Origin of the sequence: Pseudomonas graminis (genome assembly GCF_004364335.1) — a bacterium.
Taxonomy (GTDB): domain Bacteria; phylum Pseudomonadota; class Gammaproteobacteria; order Pseudomonadales; family Pseudomonadaceae; genus Aquipseudomonas; species Aquipseudomonas graminis_D.
In genome coordinates this window covers 280,962-304,569 of the sequence record NZ_SOCR01000003.1, presented here as the reverse complement: position 1 = coordinate 304,569, position 23,608 = coordinate 280,962, and the positions used below count along the sequence as shown (strand labels likewise).

Annotated in this window: 20 protein-coding genes; 10 read left to right on the top strand and 10 right to left on the bottom strand. The window is 61.0% G+C overall.

The window, feature by feature from the left end; translation table 11 throughout:
- Positions 1–106: 106 nt before the first annotated feature.
- From EC919_RS06430 to EC919_RS06395, 8 genes are all read left to right on the top strand, one after another.
- Positions 107–2,158 (top strand): putative bifunctional diguanylate cyclase/phosphodiesterase, encoded by a 2,052-nt coding sequence (locus EC919_RS06430; RefSeq protein WP_133772273.1) that lies wholly within the window; start codon positions 107–109, stop codon positions 2,156–2,158.
- 215 nt (positions 2,159–2,373) lie between these two features.
- Positions 2,374–3,726 (top strand): imelysin family protein, encoded by a 1,353-nt coding sequence (locus EC919_RS06425; RefSeq protein WP_133772271.1) that lies wholly within the window; start codon positions 2,374–2,376, stop codon positions 3,724–3,726.
- Positions 3,727–3,991: 265 nt separating this feature from the next.
- Positions 3,992–4,531 (top strand): AP2/ERF family transcription factor, encoded by a 540-nt coding sequence (locus EC919_RS06420; protein ID WP_166650498.1) that lies wholly within the window; start codon positions 3,992–3,994, stop codon positions 4,529–4,531.
- Between the two features lie 138 nt (positions 4,532–4,669).
- Positions 4,670–6,097 (top strand): di-heme oxidoredictase family protein, encoded by a 1,428-nt coding sequence (locus EC919_RS06415; RefSeq protein WP_133772267.1) that lies wholly within the window; start codon positions 4,670–4,672, stop codon positions 6,095–6,097.
- Between the two features lie 27 nt (positions 6,098–6,124).
- Positions 6,125–7,189 (top strand): imelysin family protein, encoded by a 1,065-nt coding sequence (locus EC919_RS06410; protein WP_133772265.1) that lies wholly within the window; start codon positions 6,125–6,127, stop codon positions 7,187–7,189.
- A 1-nt stretch (position 7,190) separates the two neighbouring features.
- Positions 7,191–8,288 (top strand): DUF1513 domain-containing protein, encoded by a 1,098-nt coding sequence (locus EC919_RS06405; protein WP_133772263.1) that lies wholly within the window; start codon positions 7,191–7,193, stop codon positions 8,286–8,288.
- A 95-nt stretch (positions 8,289–8,383) separates the two neighbouring features.
- Positions 8,384–9,550 (top strand): efflux RND transporter periplasmic adaptor subunit, encoded by a 1,167-nt coding sequence (locus tag EC919_RS06400; RefSeq protein ID WP_133772261.1) that lies wholly within the window; start codon positions 8,384–8,386, stop codon positions 9,548–9,550.
- 14 nt (positions 9,551–9,564) lie between these two features.
- Positions 9,565–12,639: a multidrug efflux RND transporter permease subunit gene (locus tag EC919_RS06395; protein ID WP_133772258.1), complete on the top strand. Its 3,075-nt coding sequence runs from the start codon at positions 9,565–9,567 to the stop codon at positions 12,637–12,639.
- A 249-nt stretch (positions 12,640–12,888) separates the two neighbouring features.
- Here the strand turns inward: EC919_RS06395 and EC919_RS27350 are convergent, their stop codons facing one another.
- The 5 genes from EC919_RS27350 to colR form a co-directional block, all read right to left on the bottom strand.
- Positions 12,889–13,116 (bottom strand): hypothetical protein, encoded by a 228-nt coding sequence (locus EC919_RS27350; RefSeq protein ID WP_133772256.1) that lies wholly within the window; start codon positions 13,114–13,116, stop codon positions 12,889–12,891.
- The gene (locus EC919_RS06385; RefSeq protein WP_133772254.1) at positions 13,113–13,832 is read right to left on the bottom strand and encodes a lipopolysaccharide kinase InaA family protein; all 720 of its coding nucleotides are present in this window, start codon (positions 13,830–13,832) and stop codon (positions 13,113–13,115) included. Before EC919_RS06385 ends, EC919_RS27350 begins: the two co-directional genes overlap by 4 nt.
- A gap of 7 nt (positions 13,833–13,839) precedes the next feature.
- Positions 13,840–14,508, bottom strand: coding sequence for a class I SAM-dependent methyltransferase (locus tag EC919_RS06380; protein WP_133772252.1), 669 nt, complete (start codon positions 14,506–14,508; stop codon positions 13,840–13,842).
- Between the two features lie 161 nt (positions 14,509–14,669).
- Positions 14,670–15,992 carry a sensor histidine kinase gene (locus EC919_RS06375; RefSeq protein ID WP_133772250.1) on the bottom strand — a complete coding sequence of 441 codons (1,323 nt, stop codon included), beginning with the start codon at positions 15,990–15,992 and terminating at the stop codon, positions 14,670–14,672.
- Entirely contained in the window at positions 15,982–16,665 is a 684-nt protein-coding gene (gene colR / locus EC919_RS06370; protein WP_037014624.1) for a two-component system response regulator ColR, read from the bottom strand. The genes EC919_RS06375 and colR overlap by 11 nt, the downstream gene beginning before the upstream one ends.
- Before the next feature lie 235 nt (positions 16,666–16,900).
- Between colR and EC919_RS06365 the strand changes: the two genes are divergently transcribed.
- Positions 16,901–17,644: a phosphatase PAP2 family protein gene (locus EC919_RS06365; RefSeq protein ID WP_133772248.1), complete on the top strand. Its 744-nt coding sequence runs from the start codon at positions 16,901–16,903 to the stop codon at positions 17,642–17,644.
- Positions 17,645–18,276: 632 nt separating this feature from the next.
- On the opposite strand, the gene groL is transcribed toward EC919_RS06365, so the two are convergent.
- From groL to EC919_RS06340, 5 genes are all read right to left on the bottom strand, one after another.
- A complete protein-coding gene (gene groL, locus EC919_RS06360) occupies positions 18,277–19,920 on the bottom strand; it encodes a chaperonin GroEL (RefSeq protein ID WP_133772246.1) in 1,644 nt (547 codons plus the stop codon).
- Positions 19,921–19,970: 50 nt separating this feature from the next.
- Entirely contained in the window at positions 19,971–20,264 is a 294-nt protein-coding gene (locus EC919_RS06355) for a co-chaperone GroES (protein ID WP_037014630.1), read from the bottom strand.
- Between the two features lie 253 nt (positions 20,265–20,517).
- Entirely contained in the window at positions 20,518–21,024 is a 507-nt protein-coding gene (locus tag EC919_RS06350; RefSeq protein WP_133772244.1) for an FxsA family protein, read from the bottom strand.
- A gap of 66 nt (positions 21,025–21,090) precedes the next feature.
- Positions 21,091–21,822: a HugZ family protein gene (locus EC919_RS06345; RefSeq protein ID WP_133772242.1), complete on the bottom strand. Its 732-nt coding sequence runs from the start codon at positions 21,820–21,822 to the stop codon at positions 21,091–21,093.
- 222 nt (positions 21,823–22,044) lie between these two features.
- Positions 22,045–23,052, bottom strand: coding sequence for a DUF481 domain-containing protein (locus tag EC919_RS06340; RefSeq protein WP_133772602.1), 1,008 nt, complete (start codon positions 23,050–23,052; stop codon positions 22,045–22,047).
- A 160-nt stretch (positions 23,053–23,212) separates the two neighbouring features.
- Between EC919_RS06340 and EC919_RS06335 the strand changes: the two genes are divergently transcribed.
- A complete protein-coding gene (locus EC919_RS06335) occupies positions 23,213–23,581 on the top strand; it encodes an MGMT family protein (RefSeq protein WP_243842210.1) in 369 nt (122 codons plus the stop codon).
- Positions 23,582–23,608: the final 27 nt, after the last annotated feature.

The window sequence follows — 23,608 nt, the reverse complement described above, 5'->3', positions numbered from 1 at the left end:
GATTGATGGGGTCACGCGCACGCCAGAAGCGCCTGACCCGAATGCCTGCATTGCCAGTGCTTGCACCCAGGCAGCCCGCTATCAGCATGGATAAAGGAATGGCCATTTGAAGCTGGAACTCAAACACAGCTTGTCGGTAAAGCTGCTTCGCGTTGTGCTGCTTTCAGCGCTGATCGTGGGGGTCGTGCTCAGTTGCGCACAGATCGTCTACGACGCATACAAAACCCGCCAGGCCGTTGCCTCGGACGCGGCGCGTATCCTCGACATGTTTCGCGACCCGTCGACCCAGGCCGTCTATAGCCTGGACCGGGAAATGGGCATGCAGGTCATTGAAGGGCTGTTTCAGGACAAAGCCGTGCGCCAGGCGTCCATCGGTCATCCCAACGAGACGGTGCTCGCCGAGAAATCCCGCGATCTCGAAGCCACCCCCACCCGCTGGCTGACCGATCTGATCCTTGGCCAGGAAAGAAGCTTCACCACGCAACTGGTCGGCCGCACCCCGTACAGCGAATATTACGGCGACCTGCGCATCACCCTGGACACCGCCACCTACGGCGAAACCTTCCTCACCAACTCGATGATCATCTTCATTTCCGGCGTATTGCGCGCGCTGGCGATGGGTCTGGTGCTGTACCTGGTTTATCACTGGCTGCTGACCAAACCGCTGTCGAGAATCATCGAGCACCTGACCAGCATCAATCCCGACCGCCCCAGCGAGCACCAACTGCCCTTGCTCAAAGGCCACGAAAAAAACGAGCTGGGGGTCTGGGTCAACACCGCCAACCAGCTGCTGGCGTCCATCGAGCGCAACACCACCCTGCGCCACGAGGCTGAGTCCAGCCTGCTGCGGATGGCCCAGTACGACTTCCTCACCGGTCTGCCCAACCGGCTGCAACTGCAGAAGCAGCTGGACAAAATCCTCGTCGACTCCGGAAAAGCGCAGCATCGTGTCGCAGTGTTGTGCGTCGGTCTGGATGACTTCAAAGGCATCAACGAACAATTCAGTTATCAGGCCGGCGATCAGTTGCTGCTGGCGCTGGCCGATCGCTTGCGCAGTCACAGCGGCCGCCTCGGCGCCCTTGCCCGCCTGGGCGGCGACCAGTTTGCGCTGGTTCAGGCCGATATCGAACAGCCCTACGAAGCGGCCGAGCTGGCGCAGAACATCCTCGACGATCTGGAAGCGCCCTTCGCCGTGGATCAGCAGGAGATTCGTCTTCGCGCCACCATCGGCATCACGCTGTTTCCTGAAGATGGCGACAGCACCGAGAAGCTGCTGCAGAAAGCCGAACAGACCATGACGCTGGCCAAGACCCGCTCGCGCAATCGCTACCAGTTTTATATCGCCAGCGTTGATAGCGAGATGCGCCGTCGTCGCGAGCTGGAAAAAGACCTGCGCGAAGCCTTGGCCCGCGAGCAGTTTCATCTGGTCTATCAGCCGCAGATCAGCTACCGCGATCACGGTGTGGTCGGCGTAGAGGCGCTGATTCGCTGGATTCACCCGGAACATGGGTTCGTGCCGCCTGACCTGTTCATCCCGTTGGCCGAGCAGAACGGCACCATTATCGCCATCGGCGAGTGGGTCCTGGATCAGGCCTGCAAACAGCTGCGCGAATGGCACGATCAGGGCTTCAGCGACCTGCGCATGGCGGTGAACCTGTCCACCGTGCAGTTGCACCACGCCGAACTGCCGCGGGTGGTGAACAACCTGTTGCAGATCTACCGCCTGCCGCCCCGAAGCCTGGAGCTGGAAGTCACTGAAACCGGCCTGATGGAAGACATCACCACCGCCGCGCAGCATCTGTTGAGCCTGCGCCGCTCCGGGGCGTTGATCGCCATTGATGACTTCGGCACCGGTTATTCATCGTTGAGCTATCTGAAAAGCCTGCCGCTGGACAAGATCAAGATCGACAAGAGCTTCGTGCAGGACCTGATCGATGACGATGACGACGCAACCATCGTGCGCGCCATCATTCAGCTCGGCAAAAGCCTGGGCATGCAGGTGATTGCCGAGGGCGTAGAGACCGCCGAGCAAGAGGCGTACATCATTTCTGAGGGGTGCCATGAAGGTCAGGGCTATTTCTACAGCAAGCCACTGCCGGCGCGGGAGCTGCTGGCTTACCTGAAGCAAGCCCAGCGCAGCCACAGCGAGGCGCTGTAGCACGCCTGCCTTCCGACACGAAGGCAGCGGCTGTGCAGATTTCTCCTCGCCATTCTGAGGCCGCAGCTTAGCCCTCCCTTGAAACAGCTTGAAATATCTCCCTCCGACTGCCTGGGCAAATGGCCTTTACACCGAATGCAAATCTTTCGCATTATGGCGCAGCATTTTTTGGCGTTCGCCACCGTTCACACCTCTTCTCGATGCAGGATTCCGTCATGATTCGTATGCCCCTGGCAACCGCAAGTCTGCTGGCTGTCGCTATTGCTCTGGCCGGTTGTGATCAAGGCAAGGACAAACCCGCCGCTGCAGCGCCAGCCCCGGCAACTGCCGCAGCCGCTCCGGCGCCAGCGCCGACCTCCGCCGCCGCACCTGCCCAGTCCAGCGAAGCCGCCACCAAAGCAGTGGTCGCCAACTACGCCAACATGGTATTTGCCGTCTTCAGCGACGCCGAATCCACTGCCAAAAACCTCAGCTCGGCAGTCGACGCTTTCCTCGCCACCCCCAATGACCAGACTCTGAAAGCAGCGCGTGCAGCGTGGGTCGCGGCGCGCGTGCCTTACATGCAAAGCGAAGTGTTCCGCTTCGGCAACACCCTCATCGACGACTGGGAAGGTCAGGTGAACGCATGGCCGCTGGACGAAGGCCTGATCGACTACGTCGCAAAGGATTACCAGCACGCGCTGGGTAACCCAGGCGCCACCGCCAACATCATCGCCAACAAGTCGGTGCAAGTGGGCGAGGACAAAGTCGACGTCAGCGAAATCACCCCTGAAAAACTCGCCAGCCTGAACGAGCTCGGCGGTTCGGAAGCCAACGTGGCGACCGGTTATCACGCCATTGAATTCCTGCTCTGGGGCCAGGACCTGCACGGCACCGGCCCGGGCGCCGGCGAGCGTCCGGCCAGCGATTACATTGACGGCCAGGGCGGCACCGGCGGCCACAACGACCGCCGTCGCGCCTACTTGAAGGCCGCCACCGACCTGCTGGTGAGCGACCTCGAAGAAATGGTCAACAACTGGAAGCCGGGCGTCGCCGACAACTACCGCGCCACGCTGGAAGCAGAATCCGCCGAGAGCGGGCTGCGCAAAATGCTGTTCGGCATGGGCAGCCTGTCGCTGGGTGAACTGGCGGGCGAGCGCATGAAAGTCGCGCTGGAGGCCAATTCCAGCGAGGACGAGCACGACTGCTTCAGCGACAACACCCACAACTCGCACTTCTATAACGGCCTGGGCATCCGCAACGTTTACCTGGGCGAATACACCCGCGTCGACGGCAGCAAAGTGACCGGCCCAAGCCTGTCTTCGCTGGTGGCCAAGGCCGACGCCGCGACCGACCAGACCGTGCGCGCCGACCTCGACGCGACCCAGGCAAAGCTGCAGGTCATCGTCGACCACGCCAACAAGGGCGAGCATTTCGACCAGCTCATCGCCGCGGGCAATACAGCAGGCAACGCGGTGGTGCGCGACGCCATTGCTGCGCTGGTCAAACAGACCGGCGCCATCGAGCAAGCGGCCGGCAAGCTGGGCATCACTGACCTGAACCCCGACAACGCCGACCACGAGTTCTGATCCGCTTCAAACCCTGCGGGCCGCGACTTTCACACAAGCCCGACTGAAGTCGGCCCCGCCGCAAACGAATGCCGACCCAACCACGGGCCGGCATTTTTTTCGTCAATCGAAGCTCCAAATCCCACCAAAACGGACCTTATCCAGGGACCGGTCTGTAAGCTTTGTAGGGCATTTCCTGTTCGCGCCTTGTCGGATTGAACACGCCTCCCCCGCCGCTGATCATGCGCACTTCCTTGACCCCACCCTATCCAGGAGGAGACAGAAAGTGCCCAAGAGAAACAATAAAAGGCGCCGCGTCAGCAAGCTTAAAGCCAACGATTACGGTATCCACCTGCTGGTCGGCGTCAAGGGCCCGCGTGCCTGGAAGGTGACGATCTACCGCGATGGCAGGACCTTCAACCGGCTGTTTTCGTTCTCCCGCTACGGCGGCCGTGATCCGGCACGAAAAGCCGCCGACGCATGCCGTGACCAATTACTGCTGGCCCACTTGCCCAAGCTCAGCCGTGACATCCGTCAACGCATCATCGCCACCAACACCAGCGGCTATCCGGGGGTCCATTACCGCTGCTACACCGGCATCGCCTATTGGGTGGCGCGGACCACGCTGCGCAACGGCAGCAGTGTCACCAAGTCATTCAGGGTCGAGCATTACGGCTACGAGCGGGCCAAGGAGCTGGCGATCCGCGAACGCGAACGCCAGCTCGACAGCATTGGCGATTACCGGTCGTTCAAAGTGGTCGAGGGCGAACGGCGCCTGATGCAATTACTCGTGGAAAACCCGGCCTTGGAGATCGCCGGTGCGTGAGTTTTGCCAGCCCGGCGCCTGCCGATGATTTGGTAACAACACGTTACGAGAGGACCTTCAAACGCTAATCCCTCTTATTCATCAAACACGGGGCTGGTAAGCTTGCTCGCCCCGATTTCCTCCCCTTGCAGGACCTGTATGACTGCGCGGTTCCGTCCCTCGTTTCTCCTGCTGATGGCGTTGGCCGTCAGTGGGTGCGATGACGCCCCGCGTTTCACCACCGCCGAGCCCGGCGAGTCGCGATCTGGCGGAGCCACCACCGTCAACAAAAGCGACCGCAACGCGTTTTCCCTGCCTTCGGCCAACCTGTCGCCCACCCGGCGGCTGGACTTCAGCGTCGGCAACAGTTTCTTCCGCAACCCTTGGGTGATCGCCCCCTCAACGACCACCGCCCGTGACGGGCTGGGTCCGCTGTTCAACACCAATGCCTGCCAGAACTGCCACATAAAGGACGGTCGTGGTCACCCGCCCGAGCCCGGCGCCGACAACGCCGTGTCGATGCTGGTGCGCCTGTCGATTCCCGACGATCCGGCATTCGCCGAGCACATCAAGCAATTGGGCCTGACGCCCGAGCCTGTGTACGGCAGGCAGCTGCAGGACATGGCCATCCCCGGCGTGACGCCCGAGGGCAAGGTGCGGGTCGATTACGATTCGATGACCGTGCATTTTCGCGACGGCACCGCGGTGCATCTGCGCCGCCCTACACTGCAGATCACCCAGCCCGGTTACGGCCCGATGCACCCGCAGACGCGAGCTTCCGCGCGCATCGCCCCGCCGATGATCGGCCTCGGGCTTCTGGAAGCCATCCCTCAAGCCGCGATTCTCGCGAACGCCAACCCGAACGATGAACAGGGCACCGGCATCACCGGCAAAGCCAACTGGGTGTGGGACGACGCGCAGCAGAAACCCGTCCTCGGTCGTTTCGGCTGGAAAGCCTCGCAGCCGAGCATCAACCAGCAAAATGCCCACGCACTGGTGGGGGACATGGGCCTGACGTCCACCCTGATGCCGGCCGACGACTGCACGCCGTCACAGACCGCGTGCCTTGCCGCGCCCAACGGCAACGGCCCTGAAGGCGAGCCGGAAGTCAGCGACAACATCCTGCGGCTGATCACTTTCTACACCCGCAACCTCGGCGTGCCGGCGCGTCGCAACGTGGCCAACCCGCAGGTGCTGGCGGGCAAGAATCTGTTTTTCAAGGCGGGATGCCAGCAATGCCACACGCCGCAATTCACCACCTCCGCCGATGCCGCCGAGCCTGAGCTGGCGAATCAGGTCATTCGCCCTTACACCGATCTGCTGCTGCACGACATGGGCGAAGGCCTGGCCGACAATCTCAGCGAATTTCAGGCCAGCGGCCAGCAGTGGCGCACGCCGCCGTTGTGGGGCATCGGCCTGACGCAAGCCGTCAGTGGCCACACACAGTTTCTGCACGACGGGCGCGCCCGCAACCTGATGGAGGCCGTGCTCTGGCACGGTGGCGAGGCGCTGCCGGCGCAACGTCAGGTGCTGGCTTTCGACGCGGAACAACGCGCGGCGCTGTTGGCGTTCCTGAATTCTCTCTAACGTATTTCTGAAAATAAGGAGTCGGGCATGTTCCGCCCCAAGTTGTTGCTCACCAGCCTCGCCGCACTGGCACTGGGCGCGTGCGCGCCGTCAGACCCGCAAGCCGTGACGTCTGCCGCCATCGCCAGTCAGGTGATCCTGCCGACCTACAGCCGTTGGGTCGATGCCGACCGGCAACTGGCGATCAGTGCGCTGTCCTACTGCCAGGGCAAATCCGACCTGGACACCGCCCGCGCCGACTTCCTCCACGCACAAAAAGCCTGGGCCGAGTTGCAACCGCTGCTGATCGGGCCGCTGGCCGAAGGCAATCGCGCCTGGCAGATTCAGTTCTGGCCTGACAAGAAGAACCTCGTCGGTCGGCAGGTGGAGCAACTGGTCACCGCACAGCCGCAGATCAGCGCCGACGCCCTGGGCAAATCCAGCGTGGTGGTTCAGGGCCTCTCGGCGTATGAATACATCCTGTTCGACGCCGACATCGACCTGGCCAACGCCGAGCAGAAAGCCCGCTATTGCCCGCTGCTGGTGGCCATCGGCGAACGTCAGAAAGCGCTGGCTGAAGACATCCTCAACAGCTGGAACAGCAACGACGGCATGCTCGCTCAGTTGAGCAAGTTTCCCAATCAGCGCTATGCCGATTCCCACGAAGCCATCGCCGAGTTGCTGCGCGTGCAAGTGACCGCGCTGGACTCGTTGAAGAAAAAGCTCGGCACCCCGCTGGGCCGTGGCACCAAGGGCGTGCCGCAGCCGTTTCAGGCCGAAGCCTGGCGCAGCAAAGCCTCCCTCAGCAGCTTGCAGGCGAGTCTGGCCAGCGCGCAGACGGTCTGGGCCGGCGTTGACAACAAGGGTTTGCGCGGGCTGTTGCCCAAGGAGCAGAAGCCTTTGGCCGACAAGATCGACGCCGCCTACGCCGAGAGCAATCGGCAGTTGGCCGCGTTGAAACCGCCGCTCGGGGATCTGCTGGCTACCGAAGAAGGCCGTCAGCAGCTCAACGCCTTCTACGACAGCCTCAATGTGGTTCATCGCCTGCACGAAGGCGAGCTGGCCAAAGCGTTGGGCATTCAATTGGGTTTTAACGCCAATGATGGTGACTGATATGTTGCGACGTCAGGCTCTGGGTCTGGGCAGCCTGCTGCTCAGCGCCGTCACGTTTGGCGGCTGGACGCTGTTCGCGAAAAAAGGCGAAAGCCCGCTGCTGCTGTCCGCCCGGGACGATGGCAACGGCCAGCACTTCGCCGTGGGCTATCGCGTCGACGGCACGCAGGTATTTGCCACCGCCGTCGCTCAACGTTGTCACGACATCATCAATCACCCGAACCTGCCGATCGCGCTGTTCGTCGCGCGCCGGCCGGGGACCGAGAGTTACCTGATCGACCTGCGCGACGGTCGACTGCTGCAGACCATCACCTCGCAACCCCACCGGCACTTCTACGGCCACGCGGTCATTCACAAGGACGGCGAATGGCTGTACGCCACCGAAAACGACACGACGGAACCGGGCCGTGGACTACTGGGCGTGTATCGATTTGTGGATGAGCGGCTGCAGCGCACCAGGGAGATTTCCACCCACGGCGTAGGCCCCCACCAAGTGTCATGGATGCCGGACGGCGAGACCCTCGCAGTCGCCAACGGCGGCATCCGCACCGAGGCCGAGAGCCGTGTCGAGATGAACCTCGACGCCATGGAGCCCAGTCTGGTGCTGATGCAGCGCGATGGCACGCTGCTGAGCAAAGAGACGTTGTCGCAGCAGATGAACAGCGTGCGGCATATGGCGATCGCCAGCGACGGCACCATCGTCGCGGGGCAGCAGTTCATGGGGCCTTCCCACGAATCCGCCGAGCTGCTCGCCATCAAGCGGCCGGGCCAGCCGTTTCAGGCATTCCCGGTGGCCGAGCAACAGCTGCAGGCGATGGCGCACTACACCGCCAGCGTCGCCATCCACAACGACCTGCGGCTGGTGGCACTGACCGCGCCGAGGGGCAACCGCTTCTTCATCTGGGACCTGGACAGCGGCGCGCTGAAGCTCGACGCACCGCTGCCTGACTGCGCCGGCGTGGGTGCGGTGGCGAACGGCTTTGTCGTGACCTCGGGACAAGGGCGCTGCCGATTCTATGACTGCCGCGAGGCAGTGCTGGTCGCCAAGCCGCTGGAGCTACCGGCGGGGTTGTGGGACAACCATTTGCATTTGGTTTGATCGGGAATGGAAGTCCTGCTCACTGCCACTGGCAACCAAACCGCGACACGACTAACGTGCTCGCCTGATTCATCGGTTTTCCAAGGAAGTGGAATATGTTGCGTCGCCGCATGTTGATCATGTTGGGCATTGTCCTGCTCGTGGTGTTGGCCCTGGGCGGGTACAAGGCGTTTTCGGTCTATCAGCAGATACAGCAATTCACGGCGCCGAAGCCGCCGATCAATGTCGCGGTGGCCGTTGTCGAGGAGCGGCCGTGGCAGAACCGTCTGCCCGCCATCGGCACGCTCAAGGCATCTCAGGGCGTGGATCTGTCGCTGGAAATCGCGGGCACGGTCAAGGCCGTGCAGTTCGAGTCCGGCCAGAAGGTCAAGGTCGGTCAGCCGCTGCTGCAGCTCGACAGCGATGTTGAGAAAGCCCTCCTTGGCACTGCCGAAGCGGACCTCGGTCTGGCGCAGGTGGAGTATGGACGCGGCAGTAAACTGGTGGGCGAGTCGGCCATTTCCCGTGGCGACTTCGACAAGCTCGCCGCCACGCAGAAGAAAGCCGCTGCCACCGTCGCACAACTGAATGCCTCGCTGGCGAAGAAGCGCATTCTTGCGCCCTTCAGCGGCACCATCGGTATTCGTCAGGTCGACGTTGGCGACTATCTTGCCAGCGGCACGGTAATCGCCACGCTCCAGGACCTGACCAGCCTGTACGCCGACTTCTTCGTGCCGGAGCAGATGCTGCCGAAACTGGCCCTCGGCCAACAGGTGCAGGTGAGTGTCGCGGCCTACCCGGAGCGCGTATTCACTGCGCGTATCAGCGCCATCAACCCCAAGGTCGAAGACACCACCCGCAACGTGCTCATTCGCGCCACCCTGCCCAACCCCGACAGCCAACTGCTGCCCGGCATGTTCACCAGCCTGCAGGTGCTGCTCGGGCAGGACACGCCGCAATTGGTGCTGCCGGAAAGCACGATCACCTACACGCTGTACGGCAACTCGGTCTACGTCGTCGTGCCGAAAAAGACCGCCGACGGCCAGCCGGAAAAGAACAGCAAGGGCGAGCCTCAGCTCATGGTCGAGCGACGCTTCGTTGAGACCGGCGAGCGTCGGGGCGGGCTGGTGATTATCAGCAAAGGATTGAAAACCGGCGAGCAAGTGGTCACCGGCGGCCAGCTGAAACTGGATAACGGCGCCGCCGTAGCCATCGCGGCTGACCCGGCGACAGCGGCTAAAACCACTCCGGCGGCGCAGGACAGTCAGCCAAAAGCTGACTGATCAAGGAATCGATCATGGCCTTTACAGACCCGTTCATCCGTCGCCCGGTGCTCGCCAGCGTGATCAGCCTGCTGATCGTGCTGCTGGGTTTTCAGGCGTTCAGCAAGCTGACCATCCGCCAGTATCCGCAGATGGAAAACGCCCTGATCACGGTGACCACGGCGTACCCCGGCGCCAACGCCGAAACCATTCAGGGCTACATCACTCAGCCCCTGCAGCAGAGTCTGGCGAGCGCCGAGGGCATCGACTACATGACCTCGGTCAGCCGGCAGAACTTCTCGGTCATTTCCATTTATGCGCGCATCGGCTCCAACAGTGACCGTCTCTACACCGAGCTGCTGGCCAAGGCCAACGAGGTCAAGAACAAGCTGCCCCAGGACGCCGAAGACCCGGTGCTGAGCAAGGAAGCCGCTGACGCGTCGGCGCTGATGTACATCAGCTTCTACAGCGCCGAGCTAAGCAACCCGCAGATCACCGATTACCTGTCCCGGGTCATTCAGCCGAAGCTGGCGACGCTGCCGGGCATGGCCGAAGCGGAGATTCTGGGCAATCAGGTATTCGCCATGCGCCTGTGGCTCGATCCGGTGAAGCTCGCCGGTTTCGGCCTGACCGCCAACGACGTCACCGAAGCCGTGCGCAAGTACAACTTCCTGTCCGCGGCGGGCGAGGTGAAGGGCGAGTACGTGGTCACCAGCGTCAACGCCAGCACCGACCTGAAATCCCCCGAGACCTTCGCGGCCATCCCGCTCAAGACCGTGGGCGACAGCCGCGTGCTGCTGGGCGATGTGGCGCGGGTGGAAATGGGCGCCGAGAACTACGACACGGTCAGCTCGTTCGACGGCACGCCGTCGGTGTACATCGGCATCAAGGGCACGCCCAGCTCGAATCCGCTGGACGTGATCAAGGAAGTGCGGCGCATCCTGCCAGAGCTGGAAGCCCAGTTACCGCCGAGCCTCAAGGCGTCCATCGCCTATGACGCCACGCTGTTCATTCAGGCCTCGATCCATGAAGTGGTGAAAACCCTGATCGAAGCGGTGCTTATCGTTATCGTCGTGGTGTTCCTGTTCCTGGGCGCCCTGCGTTCGGTGCTGATCCCGGTGATCACCATCCCGCTGTCGATGATCGGCGTGCTGTTCTTCATGCAGTTGATGGGCTATTCGATCAATTTGCTGACGCTGCTGGCGATGGTGCTGGCCATCGGGCTGGTGGTGGACGACGCCATCGTGGTGGTGGAGAACATTCACCGGCACATCGAGGAAGGCAAGACGCCGTTCAATGCTGCGATCGAGGGTGCTCGCGAGATCGCCATGCCGGTGGTGTCGATGACGATCACGCTGGCAGCGGTGTATGCACCCATCGGTTTTCTGGAGGGACTGACCGGCGCGCTGTTCAAGGAATTCGCGCTGACGCTGGCCGGTGCGGTGGTGATTTCCGGGATCGTTGCGCTGACCCTGTCGCCGATGATGTGCGCCGTGCTCCTGCGCCGGGAAGAGAATCCCAGCGGCCTGGCGCACAAGCTCGATCACGCCTTCGAGAGCCTGAAAGGCCGTTATCAGCGCGTCCTCCATGGCACGCTGAATACGCGGCCGGTGGTCATCGTGTTTGCGGTGCTGGTGCTGTGCCTGATTCCGGTGTTTCTCAAGCTGAGCCAATCGCAACTGGCGCCGGACGAGGACCAGGGCATCATCTTCATGATGGCCACTGCGCCGCAGCCGACCAACCTCGATTACATGAATAAATACACTGACCAATTCATCAGCATTTTCAAAGCGTTCCCGGAGTACTACTCCTCGTTCCAGATCAACGGTTTCAATGGGGTGCAGACAGGCGTCGGCGGGTTCCTGCTCAAGCCATGGGATGAGCGCAGCCGCACGCAAATGGAGTTACTGCCCGAGGTGCAGGCCAAGCTCAATGGCATCACCGGGCTGCAGGTGTTCGGCTTCAACCTGCCGTCGTTGCCCGGCACCGGTGAGGGCCTGCCGTTTCAGTTCGTGATCAATACACCGGGCGACTACGCCGCGCTGCTGGAGGTGACAGATCGCATCAAAAAACGCGCCGCCGAATCGGGCAAGTTCGCGTTTCTGGACGTTGACCTGGCCTTCGACAAACCGGAGGTGGTGGTCGACATCGACCGCGCCAAAGCCGCGCAGATGGGCGTGTCAATGCAGGACCTTGGCGGCAGTCTGGCGACGCTCCTCGGCGAGGCGGAAATCAACCGTTTCACCATCGACGGGCGCAGTTACAAGGTCATCGCGCAGGTTGAGCGGGCCTACCGCGACAACCCGGCCTGGCTCTCGAATTACTACGTCAAGAACGCCGACGGCAAGATGCTGCCGTTGTCGACGCTGATCACTGTCAGCGATCGGGCCAGGCCCCGGCAGCTCAACCAGTTCCAGCAGCTCAACTCGGCGATCATTTCCGGCTTCCCGCTGGTGAGCCAGGCTGAGGCGATTGAGTTGGTGAAACAGATCGCCATCGAAGAGTCGCCGCCGGGTTTTGCCTATGATTACGCCGGCGCTTCCCGCCAGTACGTGCAGGAAGGCAATGCGCTGTGGGTGACGTTCGGCCTGGCCCTGGCGATCATCTTTCTGGTGCTGGCCGCGCAGTTCGAGAGCTTCCGCGATCCGCTGGTGATTCTGGTGACAGTGCCGTTGTCGATCTGCGGCGCGCTGATTCCGCTGTTCCTCGGCATCTCGTCGCTGAATATCTACACGCAGGTGGGTCTGGTCACGTTGATCGGGCTGATCAGCAAGCACGGCATTCTGATCGTCGAATTCGCCAATCAGCTACGCCGCGACAAGGGCCTGACTGCGCGGGAAGCGGTCGAAGAGGCAGCGGCGATACGCTTGCGTCCCGTGTTGATGACCACCGCCGCGATGGTGTTCGGCATGGTGCCGCTGATTCTCGCGACGGGCGCGGGCGCAGTCAGCCGGTTCGACATCGGATTGGTGATTGCCACGGGCATGTCGGTGGGGACGTTGTTCACGCTGTTTGTGCTGCCGTGCGTGTATACGCTGCTGGCTAGGCGCGATGAGGCGCGGCCTGATGCCGATGGCAACGCGATTGCCGCCACGAATGCCGAAGCCTGACACAGATCTGTAGGAGCCGGCTTGCTGGCGAACGCGACCGTCCAGATACATCGTCGGCGTTTGTCGTAACCGGTTCGCCAGCAAGCCGGCTCCTACAGATCACATCACGCCGACAGATCACATCAAGCCGATAGATCCCATCAAGCCGATGCCCTGAGTACAGGAGGCGCGCCAAGCACTGACACTTCCGGCAGCAACAAAAAAGGCCCCGATTTTTCGGGGCCTTTTGGTCAATGCAGCAGAAAGAAATCAGCCTTGCGGTCCACTCCCCTGGGCCAGGCCGAACATCAACAGGAGCAGATCATGATCGGGCCGGGCCGTGTCAGACATCCTGGCCACCCGAGGCAGCGGGCAATGGCCTTCGCCATGCACCGCGCTCAAAATCTTCGGCCCGGGCTGATCCCAGGCGGCCAAAGCGATGGACGTCACTCCCAATGCCCCGACCAAAAACAAACCTCGCGCCATTTCTAACTTCATCGCTGTAAACCTTTGATGGGCCTGCCAAACGCGGTCTCGTAAAAGTAGACCAGCTTGGTCCAGTCTGCTGGCTGAAACGACGAGTGGCGACGCAGCTGTTTCATGTCGTGCTGTGCGGCGGCATAGGAGGTGAGGCGCTGGCGGCATTTCTCGAGATCGAGCAGCGCGACTTCAGCCTTGGCATTGGCACCCTCGCCCACAACGCGAACAAAGACGTGCTTGATGTAAATGCAGCTGTGCTGCCAGCGACCCTTGTGCATACGGGCCAGATTGCCGGCGATTTCCTGCAGCATCTGCTCGTAGACCGCTTCGCCGTGCTGCTCGCGACCGCCGGCACGCAGCCAGTTTTCGAATTCGTCGAAACCGTCCAGCGACGCCGTGACCAGCAATGCGCGCCATTCGTTGTTCTCATCGCGCTCGGCACCGCAGAACACCATGCGCGGCACATTGACGTCGAGCTGACGGAGGCCTTCGAGGGCATCGCGCTCACGCAGCACGGTCGGACGGCCAAACGGGTGCAGCCAGCTGCGATAGATATGGCCGGTCTGGCGCTTCACATACAGCAGCCGACCGTTTTCCGAGACGACACGCTGCACGCCACTTTCACCGCCACGGCGCACGTTGGGCTCTTCCACCCATTCGCCTCGCGTGTTCCAGAAATAGGCGAAGCGGTCCTTGGCAGGAACGGCTAACTCTGTTGCGAAATCCACGGCCATCCTGTTCTTACCTCTTACGTAATAGATACACACGCCACATGGCGTACATCGGCAGGAAATCCAGGCGCTCCTGAATCCGAAACCCTGCCTGTTCAAATTCGGCTTCAACGGTCGCAACCGGCAGCACGAAGCGGTTCTGGTAATCATGTTTGGGTCGCGACCCTTCGGCGCGGCGTCGCTTCCAGGCCTTGAAATTGCCATCCACCCACAGCGACACGATCACGCTGTCCCGGCTCACCCGATGAAACTCCTTCAGCAGCACGGCGCGGTCTTCCGGCTTGCCGATGTGGTGCATCAAGCGCATACAGAAGATGCTGTCGACGGCGTTGTCCGGCATCTCGATGGCAAACGCCGATGTCTGCAACGGCTGGACCCGCTTGACGACCTCGGCAGGTTGCGACTCGCAGGCAATCTTGACCATCGATGCCGAGTTGTCCGCCCCGATGATCACCCGGTTGGCTTTCTCGGCCAGCACCGGCCAGAAACGTCCGGCGCCACAGGGCAGGTCCAGCACCAGACCCGGTTCGCCCGCCAACGCCAGCGCGCGTCGAGCCAGTTGTTTATCCCGGCGATCCGACAAGCGTCTGGCCAATCCATCGTTGTGTTTGCGCAAATACCTTTTAGCGTGTTCGTCGTCGTATTTACGTGAAAAATCCAGCTCGATCCGCTTGCTCATGACTGCATCTCCTGAATTGAGATGGCCAAACTAGGCAGCGGACCGTCACGCTCAGGTCACATGAATGTGAAAAAAACGTACGAAAAAGTGAAGTTATGTTACGAGATTTTTCAAGGACTTAGGGCCAGCATACGGCCATATCCCGATGAACTTCAGCACTTTTACACAGGGGATACATTCGTCGACGGCAACCGAATTGGCTCCCTGGCAGGCCGCAACCCCATGTCCACGCTGAATCTACAGCCGTTGGGCTCCATGGTGTCCAGGCTCACCGACCACCCCTGGTTTTCGCAGATTCGCTGCACCAACGACAGTCCCAGGCCCAAACCTTCGCCCCGTTGCTCGGTGCCGCGCACGAACGGCTGAAACATCGCCTCACGTTTTTCTTCCGGGATACCCACGCCGGAATCCTCAACCATGAACCCGCCTTCACGCAGCGTCAGGCGGATAAAGCCGGTGTCGGTGTAGTGCAACGCGTTGCGCAGCAAGTTGCCCATCACGGCATAGAGAAAGGTGGCGTTGTAGGCAGTTTCGGATGGCTCGCCGGGCAGGTATTCCAGGGTCAGCCCTTTGCGTTCGATCGGTTCGCGCCACAGGCTGATCAGCTGTTGGGCGGCACCTTGCAGCGTCAGTTGCGGATGCAGGGCAAGATCGTCCCGTTGAGTGCGGGCCAGCATCAGGAAGGTTTGCACCAGATCGCGCATCTCCTCGCACGCCCGCGCCACGCGTTCGACCTGGGCCCGTGCGCGCTGGTCCAGCGCCGGGTTTTCCAGCAGCAGCTCACAGGAGCTCGCCAGTACCATCAAGGGCGTGCGCAGCTCGTGGCTGACGTCGCTGGTGAACATCCGTTCGCGGTTCAGGGCATCACGCAGACGGCCCAGTGTGGCGTCGAAGGCCACGGCCAGCTCACCCACTTCGTCAGCGGCGTAATCAGGGGCCAGGGGCGGCGCGAGGCCGAGCAACTGATCGCGATGACGCACCTGCCGCGCCAGGCGCACCACCGGCGCCATCACCCGACGCGCCAGTATCCAGCCGAGAAAGACCGCCAGCGCCAGGGCCAGGACAAAACCCACCAGCACGACGGCGAACAGCACGCGCTCACGCTCTTCGAAATCGCTTTGATCCTGGAGCAGGACGTAGTGGCGACCGTCGACGATCTCAACCATGGCGTGATAGGACAACGGCCCGCGAAAGACTTCGTGAAAGCCCGGCTCCAGATGACGCAGATCCTTCGGCAGCTCGAAATCCCCCGGGCCGCCGCTGAAGTAAAACAGCTGATCCGGTTCCGGGCGATGGTTCCAGTCGTTGACGCTGTCCATCAGCAGCAGACGCGTCAGGTCGCCGCCCAATCCGGCCGAAATCAGCTTTTCTTCGACCAGGTGCACCGTCGCGACAATGCCCATGGCGAAGCACCCGGCAACCAACGCACTCATCAGGGCGAAGGCGATGATGATTCGTTGGGCGAGGCTCTGCTTAAACTCCATCACGCCCCTCGGCGAGGCGGTATCCGACACCGTGGACGGTCTGCAACAGCGGCTTGGCGAACGGCTTGTCGATCACCTGACGCAATTGGTGAACATGGCTGCGCAAGCTATCGCTGTCCGGGCAATCATCGCCCCACAGCGCTTCTTCCAGGACTTCACGACGCAGCACGTGAGGGCTCTTCTGCATCAATACCGCGAGCAACTTAAGGCCAACCGGGTTAAGTTTGAGCAGACGCCCTTCGCGGGTCACTTCAAGGGTATCCAGGTCGTAGATCAGATCGGCCACCTGCAGGGTACGCCGCCCGCCGCCTTGGGCACGACGCAATACAGCCTCGATGCGCGCCGCCAGTTCCGACAGCGCGAACGGCTTGAGCAGGTAGTCGTCCGCACCGGAGCGAAACCCTTGCAGCCGGTCGTCAAGCTGGTCTCGGGCCGTGAGCATGATCACCGGCGTGTCGCGACGCGCGTCTTCACGCAGGCGCTTGCACAGGGTGTAGCCGTCGATGCCGGGCAGCATGATATCGAGCACGATCAAGTCGTAATGCTCGGTGGCCGCCAGGTGCAGGCCAGACAGACCGTCTTGCGCGCAATCGACCGTGTAACCCTTCAAGCCGAGGTAATCGGCGAGGTTTGCCAGAATGTCGCGGTTGTCTTCAACCAGCAGAATTCTCATGGCGTGTTTCTCCCTATGCGGCGTGGCGAGACCCGGGACACGGCGCGAGATGCCGCTCAACAAGGTCAGAGTTGGCGGCAGCTTACGGCGATGCGCGCTCAAGGGCCAGCACCGACGTGCATAACGTTTTTTTCACTCGCGGTTCACGGCGCCGCGACAGCGTTCTGCTCAGACTTCGCACCGCTCCGGCTCTGTATACTCCCCGCTCTCCCTCGCCCACTACACGGGATTTGCCATGTCACACGCACTCGCACGGCCCGCCTCACGCCCGATCAATTTCTGGATTTACCTTGGCATCCCGGCCGTGACCGCCCTGGTCCTGATATTGCTGGAATTGACCTCGCTGGACATGGACATCGCCAAACTGGCCTATGACCCGGTGGCGGGCGAGTTCATCGGGCGGCACAGCTTCTTTCTTGAGGACGTGCTGCACGACCGCGCCAAACAGGCCGTCATCGCCATCGGCGTGCTGTCCTTCGTCAGCTTCATCGCCTCGTTCTTTGTCAGCGTGCTGAAGCCCTGGAAACGTGAACTGGGCTGCATGGTGCTGTCGATGGCGTTGTCCACCAGCTTCGTCACGCCGGTAAAAGTCGTGACATCGGTGCAATGCCCGTGGAGCCTGAAAGAATTCGGCGGCCAGGAAACCTACAGCGAACTCCTCAGCCCCCGCCCGCAAACCGACAAACCCGGCCGCTGCTGGCCCGGCGGTCATGCCGCGACGGGCTTCACCTTGTTCGCCCTGTTCTTCGTCTTCCGCGACCGCAAACCCCGCCTGGCCAAAGCAGGCCTGATCTTCGCGGCGGGCCTGGGCACCGTCTTCTCCATCGGCCGAATGCTTCAAGGGGCGCACTTCTTCTCCCACAACATCTGGACAGCGGTGTTCTGCTGGCTGCTTTGTCTGGGGGCGTATTACTTCGTGCTGTACCGGCCGGCGAAGAAGAAGGACGTGGCGGTGAATGGAGAAGTGGTTTCAGGGTAATCGCTTCCAAAGTGACGCAGAGCGTCACGGGATGCATGCCCACGCAGAGCGTGGGCACGATCCAGATCGCTCTCATCCGGGCACGGCCAATATGTAGGAGCCGGCTTGCTGGCGAACGCGGTGGGTCAGCCACGAAAGTGTGGCCTGACGCGTTGCATTCGCCAGCAAGCCGGCTCCTACAGAGGAATGCATTCACTCACTGAGACCGGCTTTAGCCGTGAAGCCGTTGATGTGCATCTGCCTTTGATCTGCTTAAACGCGCTTTTGATCTTCGTACACAAAAAGCCCAGACGACACAAAACGCGACTTGGGTGCAGGCTGAACGCAGGTCTCGCGCAGTGGGCCGAGCCGCATGGATGCGGCGAGAGCGCCGTCAGGGCATGGATGCCCGTTCGGCGCGGGCCCACGGAGCGAGACCGGAGTGAAGGAACCCCGACGCAGGAGGGGCCAAACCAGGAGCAGGGCCTTTTTGGTTACTTTTTCGGCTCTTGGAAAAAGTGACCCGCCGTAAGGGCGGAAAGGTGAATCAGCGGCGCCACGGGTAATGGATTTGAAGAGACACAAGACCCAAACCGCGCCCATAAAAAAACCCCGCCTAAGCGGGGTTTTTTCTACATCGGGGTACGGCTGGCTTACATCATGCCGCCCATACCACCCATGCCGCCCATATCAGGCATACCGCCACCAGCAGCCTTCTCATCAGCCACATCAGCGATCATCGCCTCAGTGGTGATCATCAGACTGGCGATCGACGAAGCAGCCTGCAGAGCAGAACGCGTCACCTTGGCCGGATCGAGAATACCCATCTCGATCATATCGCCGTACTCGCCGCTCGCGGCGTTGTAACCGTAGTTACCAGTACCCTGCTTGACCTTGTCGACCACAACGCTAGGCTCGTCGCCCGAGTTCGCCACGATCTGACGCAGAGGCGCTTCAACCGCACGACGCAGCAGAGCGATACCGACGTCCTGATCAGCGTTGTCGCCACGCAGTTCGGAGATCGCCTGCAGCGAACGAACCAGAGCAACGCCACCGCCAGGCACCACGCCTTCTTCAACGGCTGCACGGGTTGCGTGCAGGGCGTCTTCAACGCGGGCTTTCTTCTCTTTCATCTCAACTTCGGAACCAGCACCGACCTTGATCACTGCAACGCCGCCCGACAACTTGGCCAGACGCTCTTGCAGTTTTTCTTTGTCGTAGTCCGAAGACGTGTCGCCGATCTGCTGACGGATCTGCGCGATACGACCGTCGATGTCGGCACGAACGCCAGCACCGTCGATGATCGTGGTGTTTTCTTTGTTCAAGATAACGCGCTTGGCATTACCCAGGTGTTCCAGGGTAGCGGTTTCCAGGCTCAGGCCGATCTCTTCCGAGATAACGGTACCGCCAGTCAGAACGGCGATGTCCTGCAGCATGGCCTTGCGACGGTCGCCGAAGCCAGGGGCCTTGACCGCTGCAACTTTCACGATACCGCGCATGTTGTTCACGACCAGAGTCGCCAGCGCTTCGCCTTCAACGTCTTCTGCCACGATCAGCAAAGGACGGCCAGCTTTCGCAACGGCTTCCAGAACGGGCAGCATTTCGCGGATGTTGGAGATCTTCTTGTCAACCAGCAGCAGCAGCGGGCTGTCCAGCTCGGCAACCATGGTGTCCGGCTTGTTGATGAAGTACGGGGACAGGTAGCCACGGTCAAACTGCATGCCTTCAACAACAGACAGCTCGTTCTCCAGACCCGAACCTTCTTCAACGGTGATAACGCCGTCTTTGGTCACTTTTTCCATGGCTTCGGCAATGATGTCGCCGATGGAATTGTCCGAGTTGGCCGAGATGGTGCCGACCTGGGCAATTGCCTTGGTGTCGGTGCACGGCTTGGACAGCTTCTTCAGCTCGGCAACAATGGCGATGGTCGCCTTGTCGATGCCGCGCTTCAGGTCCATCGGGTTCATGCCGGCAGCGACGGCTTTCAGGCCTTCGTTGACGATGGCTTGAGCCAGAACGGTGGCGGTGGTGGTACCGTCGCCAGCGTCATCGTTCGCACGGGAAGCAACGTCTTTGACCAGCTGCGCGCCCATGTTTTCAAAACGGTCTTTCAGCTCGATCTCTTTGGCGACCGACACACCGTCTTTGGTGATCAGCGGAGCGCCGAAGCTTTTTTCGATGATGACGTTACGGCCTTTTGGGCCCAGGGTTGCTTTTACTGCGTCGGCCAGGACGTTGACACCAGCCAGCATTTTTTTACGGCCAGCATCGCCGAATTTAACTTCTTTAGCAGCCATGATCGTTATTCCTTAAATACTTTTGTAGTAACGGGAAATGGGGTATCAACTCAGCCTTCGACGACCGCGAGAATTTCGTTCTCGCTCATCACCAGCAGGTCTTCGCCGTCTACTTTCACAGTGTTGCTGCCGGAGTAAGGGCCGAACACCACTTTGTCACCCACTTTCACGGCCAGCGCGCGTACTTCACCGTTGTCCAGGATGCGACCGTTGCCGACAGCGAGGATTTCGCCACGGTTAGGTTTTTCAGCAGCCGAACCAGGCAGCACGATACCGCCAGCAGTTTTTGTTTCTTCTTCGCTGCGACGGATTACGACGCGGTCATGCAGAGGACGAAGCTTCATTGTCGATCTCCTAATTATGGTTTTTAAACGCCCGGTGCGAACACCGGCGGGTTAAAACATCCGGGCTTGCCGGTTACGGTTCGCGAGCGAACCGCAGAATACGGTCTGACGAAACGCGCCAGAAACCTTGCGGTGACCCATACATAAGGGCGAGCAAGCCGAATTCAAGGCTGACCCCAGAAATTTTTTGAAGGAAGTGGGGTCGCGAAAACAGACACGGCACCCGCAGGTGCCGTGTCGTGGTGGCGTTGAATCACTTTTTATCCAGTGGCTCGAATTCGCCCTCGATAACTTCACCCTCGATGACCTCAGGGCGGCGTGCTTCAGGACGGGCAGCACCGGGGTGCATGGAACCCGCCGAATTCGCCGCATGCATGTTCTCGGCAAACGCACGCTGGCGCGCGGCCTGGGCTTCGGCGCGGTTGCGCACCTTGCCGACGATCAGGCGGCGGGTAAACGGCATCAGGAACAGCAGGCCCAGCACGTCACTGATAAAACCAGGCAGCACGAGCAAACCACCGCCGATGGTCATCATCAAACCGTCGAGCATCTGCTGCGCCGGGAGTTCGCCACGGGCCAGACTCTGCCGGGCACTCAGCGCGGTGGCCACGCCGGCAATCCGCACCACGAAAACACCGAGCATCGACCCGGCAACGACGAGCAGGAAGGTCGGCAGGAAGCCGATCGACATCCCGACTTTCACCAGCACGAACAGCTCGAGCACCGGAAAAAGCAATAAAAGCAGAAGAAAAACGCGCATCAAAGTGAGTTCCTAAACGGAAGAAGGCTTCCAGTAGACCTTACGTGAAGTCGCAAAGTCGTTAATTCAAGCCTCGGCGTGTTCACGTGCGGGCCATTTTTCAGCGTGAGCCAGTTGCACCAAGGCCTGGCGGACGTGTGTCGGCGTATTACAGGGCTCAGCGAAGGCTAACCAGTGCAGACTTTGACCCACGCGCAAGTGCATGCCCTCGCTGTCGATGCCCACCAGCGTAGCAGGCTCGGTCTTTGGCAAACCGGCCAGTTCGACGTAGTGGGCAATGGCTTTGGCGTGGTCAGCGTTCATGTGCTCGACCATGCTGATCTCCGCCGACCCGGCAAATGGATTCGCCAGCGCCGCGTCGTCCAGCCAGTGAATCGCCCCAAAGCCGCCGATAAAGCGATAGCGCACCGGTTTCAGCACCCAGAAATCAAAATCATGGGCGCTGTGGTAACTCTCAGATTCCGGGAAATAGCGGTAGTAGCGCTGAGCGGCGGCGTCTACCCGGGCCGCGTCGCTGATCTTCTCGGCCTCGGCCATCAGTGTGACGCGACCGACTGCCTGCACATCTTCGGCGCCGCGCTCGCCCACCAGCAAAGAGCATTTGGCGTCGAGTTGCAGGTTGTGGGTGTGTTGCGCGATGCGGCTGATGAGGATCAGCGGACGGCCCTGGTCGTCCAGGCAATAAGGCACCACCGAGCCAAACGGGTAGCCGGGCATCGACTTGGAATGGGTCGACAACACGCCACGGTATTCCTTAAGCAGCAAGGCTCGTGCTTGCCGGTTGGCGCTGGCGCTCATGTGGTGCTCCTGAACAGTAAAACGAAGGCATCGAGGGACGCGAAGCAGCAGACGGCGACGCATGCCACACGATAATCGTTATCGTCGGAAGGTGCCAGATTGAGCGGGGGTGACGATTTTGCGGAGGGTTCGCGTAAAAGATAATGCGTTAAAACGGAAGCCAGCCGGCGTGCGCAGATCAGGGAATGATCTGCGCACGCTCAAGTGCTGATAAGACGGCTCTTACCAGGAAACACCAAAGCCGGCGGTGTAGCGGGTCTTGTCCAGGTCGCCGTTGTCAGAGCCGCTGATGATGTCCTTCTCGGCCTTGAGATTGAGGGACGCCCATTCGGTGACTTTGTAACGCAGGCCCACTTCCGTCTCAAGGCTGTAGTCAGCCACGCCACTGATAGGCTTGCCGACTTCGCCGTTGGTGAAGAACTCGACTTTCTTGCCGATCAGGTAGCGGTTGTAGTCCCAGGTGCCGGACACGGAATAGAAGTTGTCCTTCTCGCCGTTGGAATATTCGAAATCGGTGCGGTTAAGCAGCGCGCCAATCTTGAACGCGCCCAGTTCGTCATCCCAGAACTGGTAGCCCGGACCGGTACCGACAGTGCGCTGACGGGCCAGGTCTTCGATGGTGTCGCGCTTGTAGGTGATACGACCGTCCCAGAACCACTTGTCCGTGAAGAACCGGTCGACCGAGTATTCGGCGTCCCAGTTATTGGTGGTGGTCAGGCTGTCCTGGGACTCGCGGTTGTACTCGCCCTTGGCGTTGTGGCGCCACTGGCCATGGGTCGCGGAGGTCTTGAAGGCGATGTTGTAATCATCGGTGTCGTTCTCGGCGCGCTGGAAGTCCAGTGCAGCATCGACGTTGCCCTTCCAGACCAGATCGGTGACCACAGGCTTGGGCTTGATGATCTGCTGGATGCTCGCCAGCTCAATCGTCTTCGGCGCATCGCCGTTGGCCAGCGTGACCTTGCCGTCTTCGGCCGGCTGCAGCGACTTGGACACTTCGCCGGTGGTGGCGTCCTGCTTCACCAGAAGGTGCTGATCACTTTCCAGCGTCTTGATTTCCTTCCAGTCCAGCGGGACGTCGCCTGCATATTTGGTGTTGATCAGCAGCTTGCCGCCGTCGAAGAACTTGATGGTCCCCGTCATCTTGTCACCGTTTTTCAACCAGACGGTGTCGGCGAGCAATGGGGTAGAAGCACTGGCAATAGCAACGCACAACAGGGTTCTGGACAACATAAGCAACGACAAGGCTCTGGTTCGAGGAAAATCGGGCATTATCCGGATGGACAACGTCTGGGCAATCGGCAGACCGCCGACACAGGTATCACTGACAGTAGGAAGTTTCCCTAGTTCCTTATCGAAAATTCCCGTTCATCCCTTTTACAGGAACGAAAGCGTGATCGAACAATCTTCCGCGCACGACGACCCTGCCGGTCTCTCACCTGCAGAGGCACGTCGCACGGCGTTATACCTTACGTTGCATCAAGTACCGGAAGGCAAAGTGGTCAGTTATGGGCAACTGGCCGAGCTGGCCGGTTTGGGACGAGCGGCGCGCTTCGTTGGCAGAGCCTTGAGCCAGTTGCCGGACGGCAGCACCCTGCCCTGGCACCGGGTGATTGGTGCCGGCGGGCGCATCAGCCTGGCGCCTGAAACCCTGTCCGGGGAGGAGCAACGCGCCCGTCTGCGAGCCGAGGGCGTGACCATCCGTAACAATCGTGTGGATATGCAGCGTCATGGCTGGCGCCCGACAGAGCACAACGGTTAGAGTGCGCGCTTTGTTTACGTAACCTGA

Coding starts and splice junctions, on each gene's coding strand:
- EC919_RS06425 (WP_133772271.1), top strand. CDS start 2,374: ATGATTCGTATGCCCCTGGCAACCGCAAGTCTGCTGGCTGTCGCTATT.
- EC919_RS06415 (WP_133772267.1), top strand. CDS start 4,670: ATGACTGCGCGGTTCCGTCCCTCGTTTCTCCTGCTGATGGCGTTGGCC.
- EC919_RS06410 (WP_133772265.1), top strand. CDS start 6,125: ATGTTCCGCCCCAAGTTGTTGCTCACCAGCCTCGCCGCACTGGCACTG.
- EC919_RS06405 (WP_133772263.1), top strand. CDS start 7,191: ATGTTGCGACGTCAGGCTCTGGGTCTGGGCAGCCTGCTGCTCAGCGCC.
- EC919_RS06400 (WP_133772261.1), top strand. CDS start 8,384: ATGTTGCGTCGCCGCATGTTGATCATGTTGGGCATTGTCCTGCTCGTG.
- EC919_RS06395 (WP_133772258.1), top strand. CDS start 9,565: ATGGCCTTTACAGACCCGTTCATCCGTCGCCCGGTGCTCGCCAGCGTG.
- EC919_RS27350 (WP_133772256.1), bottom strand. CDS start 13,116: ATGAAGTTAGAAATGGCGCGAGGTTTGTTTTTGGTCGGGGCATTGGGA.
- EC919_RS06385 (WP_133772254.1), bottom strand. CDS start 13,832: ATGGCCGTGGATTTCGCAACAGAGTTAGCCGTTCCTGCCAAGGACCGC.
- EC919_RS06380 (WP_133772252.1), bottom strand. CDS start 14,508: ATGAGCAAGCGGATCGAGCTGGATTTTTCACGTAAATACGACGACGAA.
- EC919_RS06375 (WP_133772250.1), bottom strand. CDS start 15,992: ATGGAGTTTAAGCAGAGCCTCGCCCAACGAATCATCATCGCCTTCGCC.
- colR (WP_037014624.1), bottom strand. CDS start 16,665: ATGAGAATTCTGCTGGTTGAAGACAACCGCGACATTCTGGCAAACCTC.
- EC919_RS06365 (WP_133772248.1), top strand. CDS start 16,901: ATGTCACACGCACTCGCACGGCCCGCCTCACGCCCGATCAATTTCTGG.
- groL (WP_133772246.1), bottom strand. CDS start 19,920: ATGGCTGCTAAAGAAGTTAAATTCGGCGATGCTGGCCGTAAAAAAATG.
- EC919_RS06355 (WP_037014630.1), bottom strand. CDS start 20,264: ATGAAGCTTCGTCCTCTGCATGACCGCGTCGTAATCCGTCGCAGCGAA.
- EC919_RS06350 (WP_133772244.1), bottom strand. CDS start 21,024: ATGCGCGTTTTTCTTCTGCTTTTATTGCTTTTTCCGGTGCTCGAGCTG.
- EC919_RS06345 (WP_133772242.1), bottom strand. CDS start 21,822: ATGAGCGCCAGCGCCAACCGGCAAGCACGAGCCTTGCTGCTTAAGGAA.
- EC919_RS06340 (WP_133772602.1), bottom strand. CDS start 23,052: ATGTTGTCCAGAACCCTGTTGTGCGTTGCTATTGCCAGTGCTTCTACC.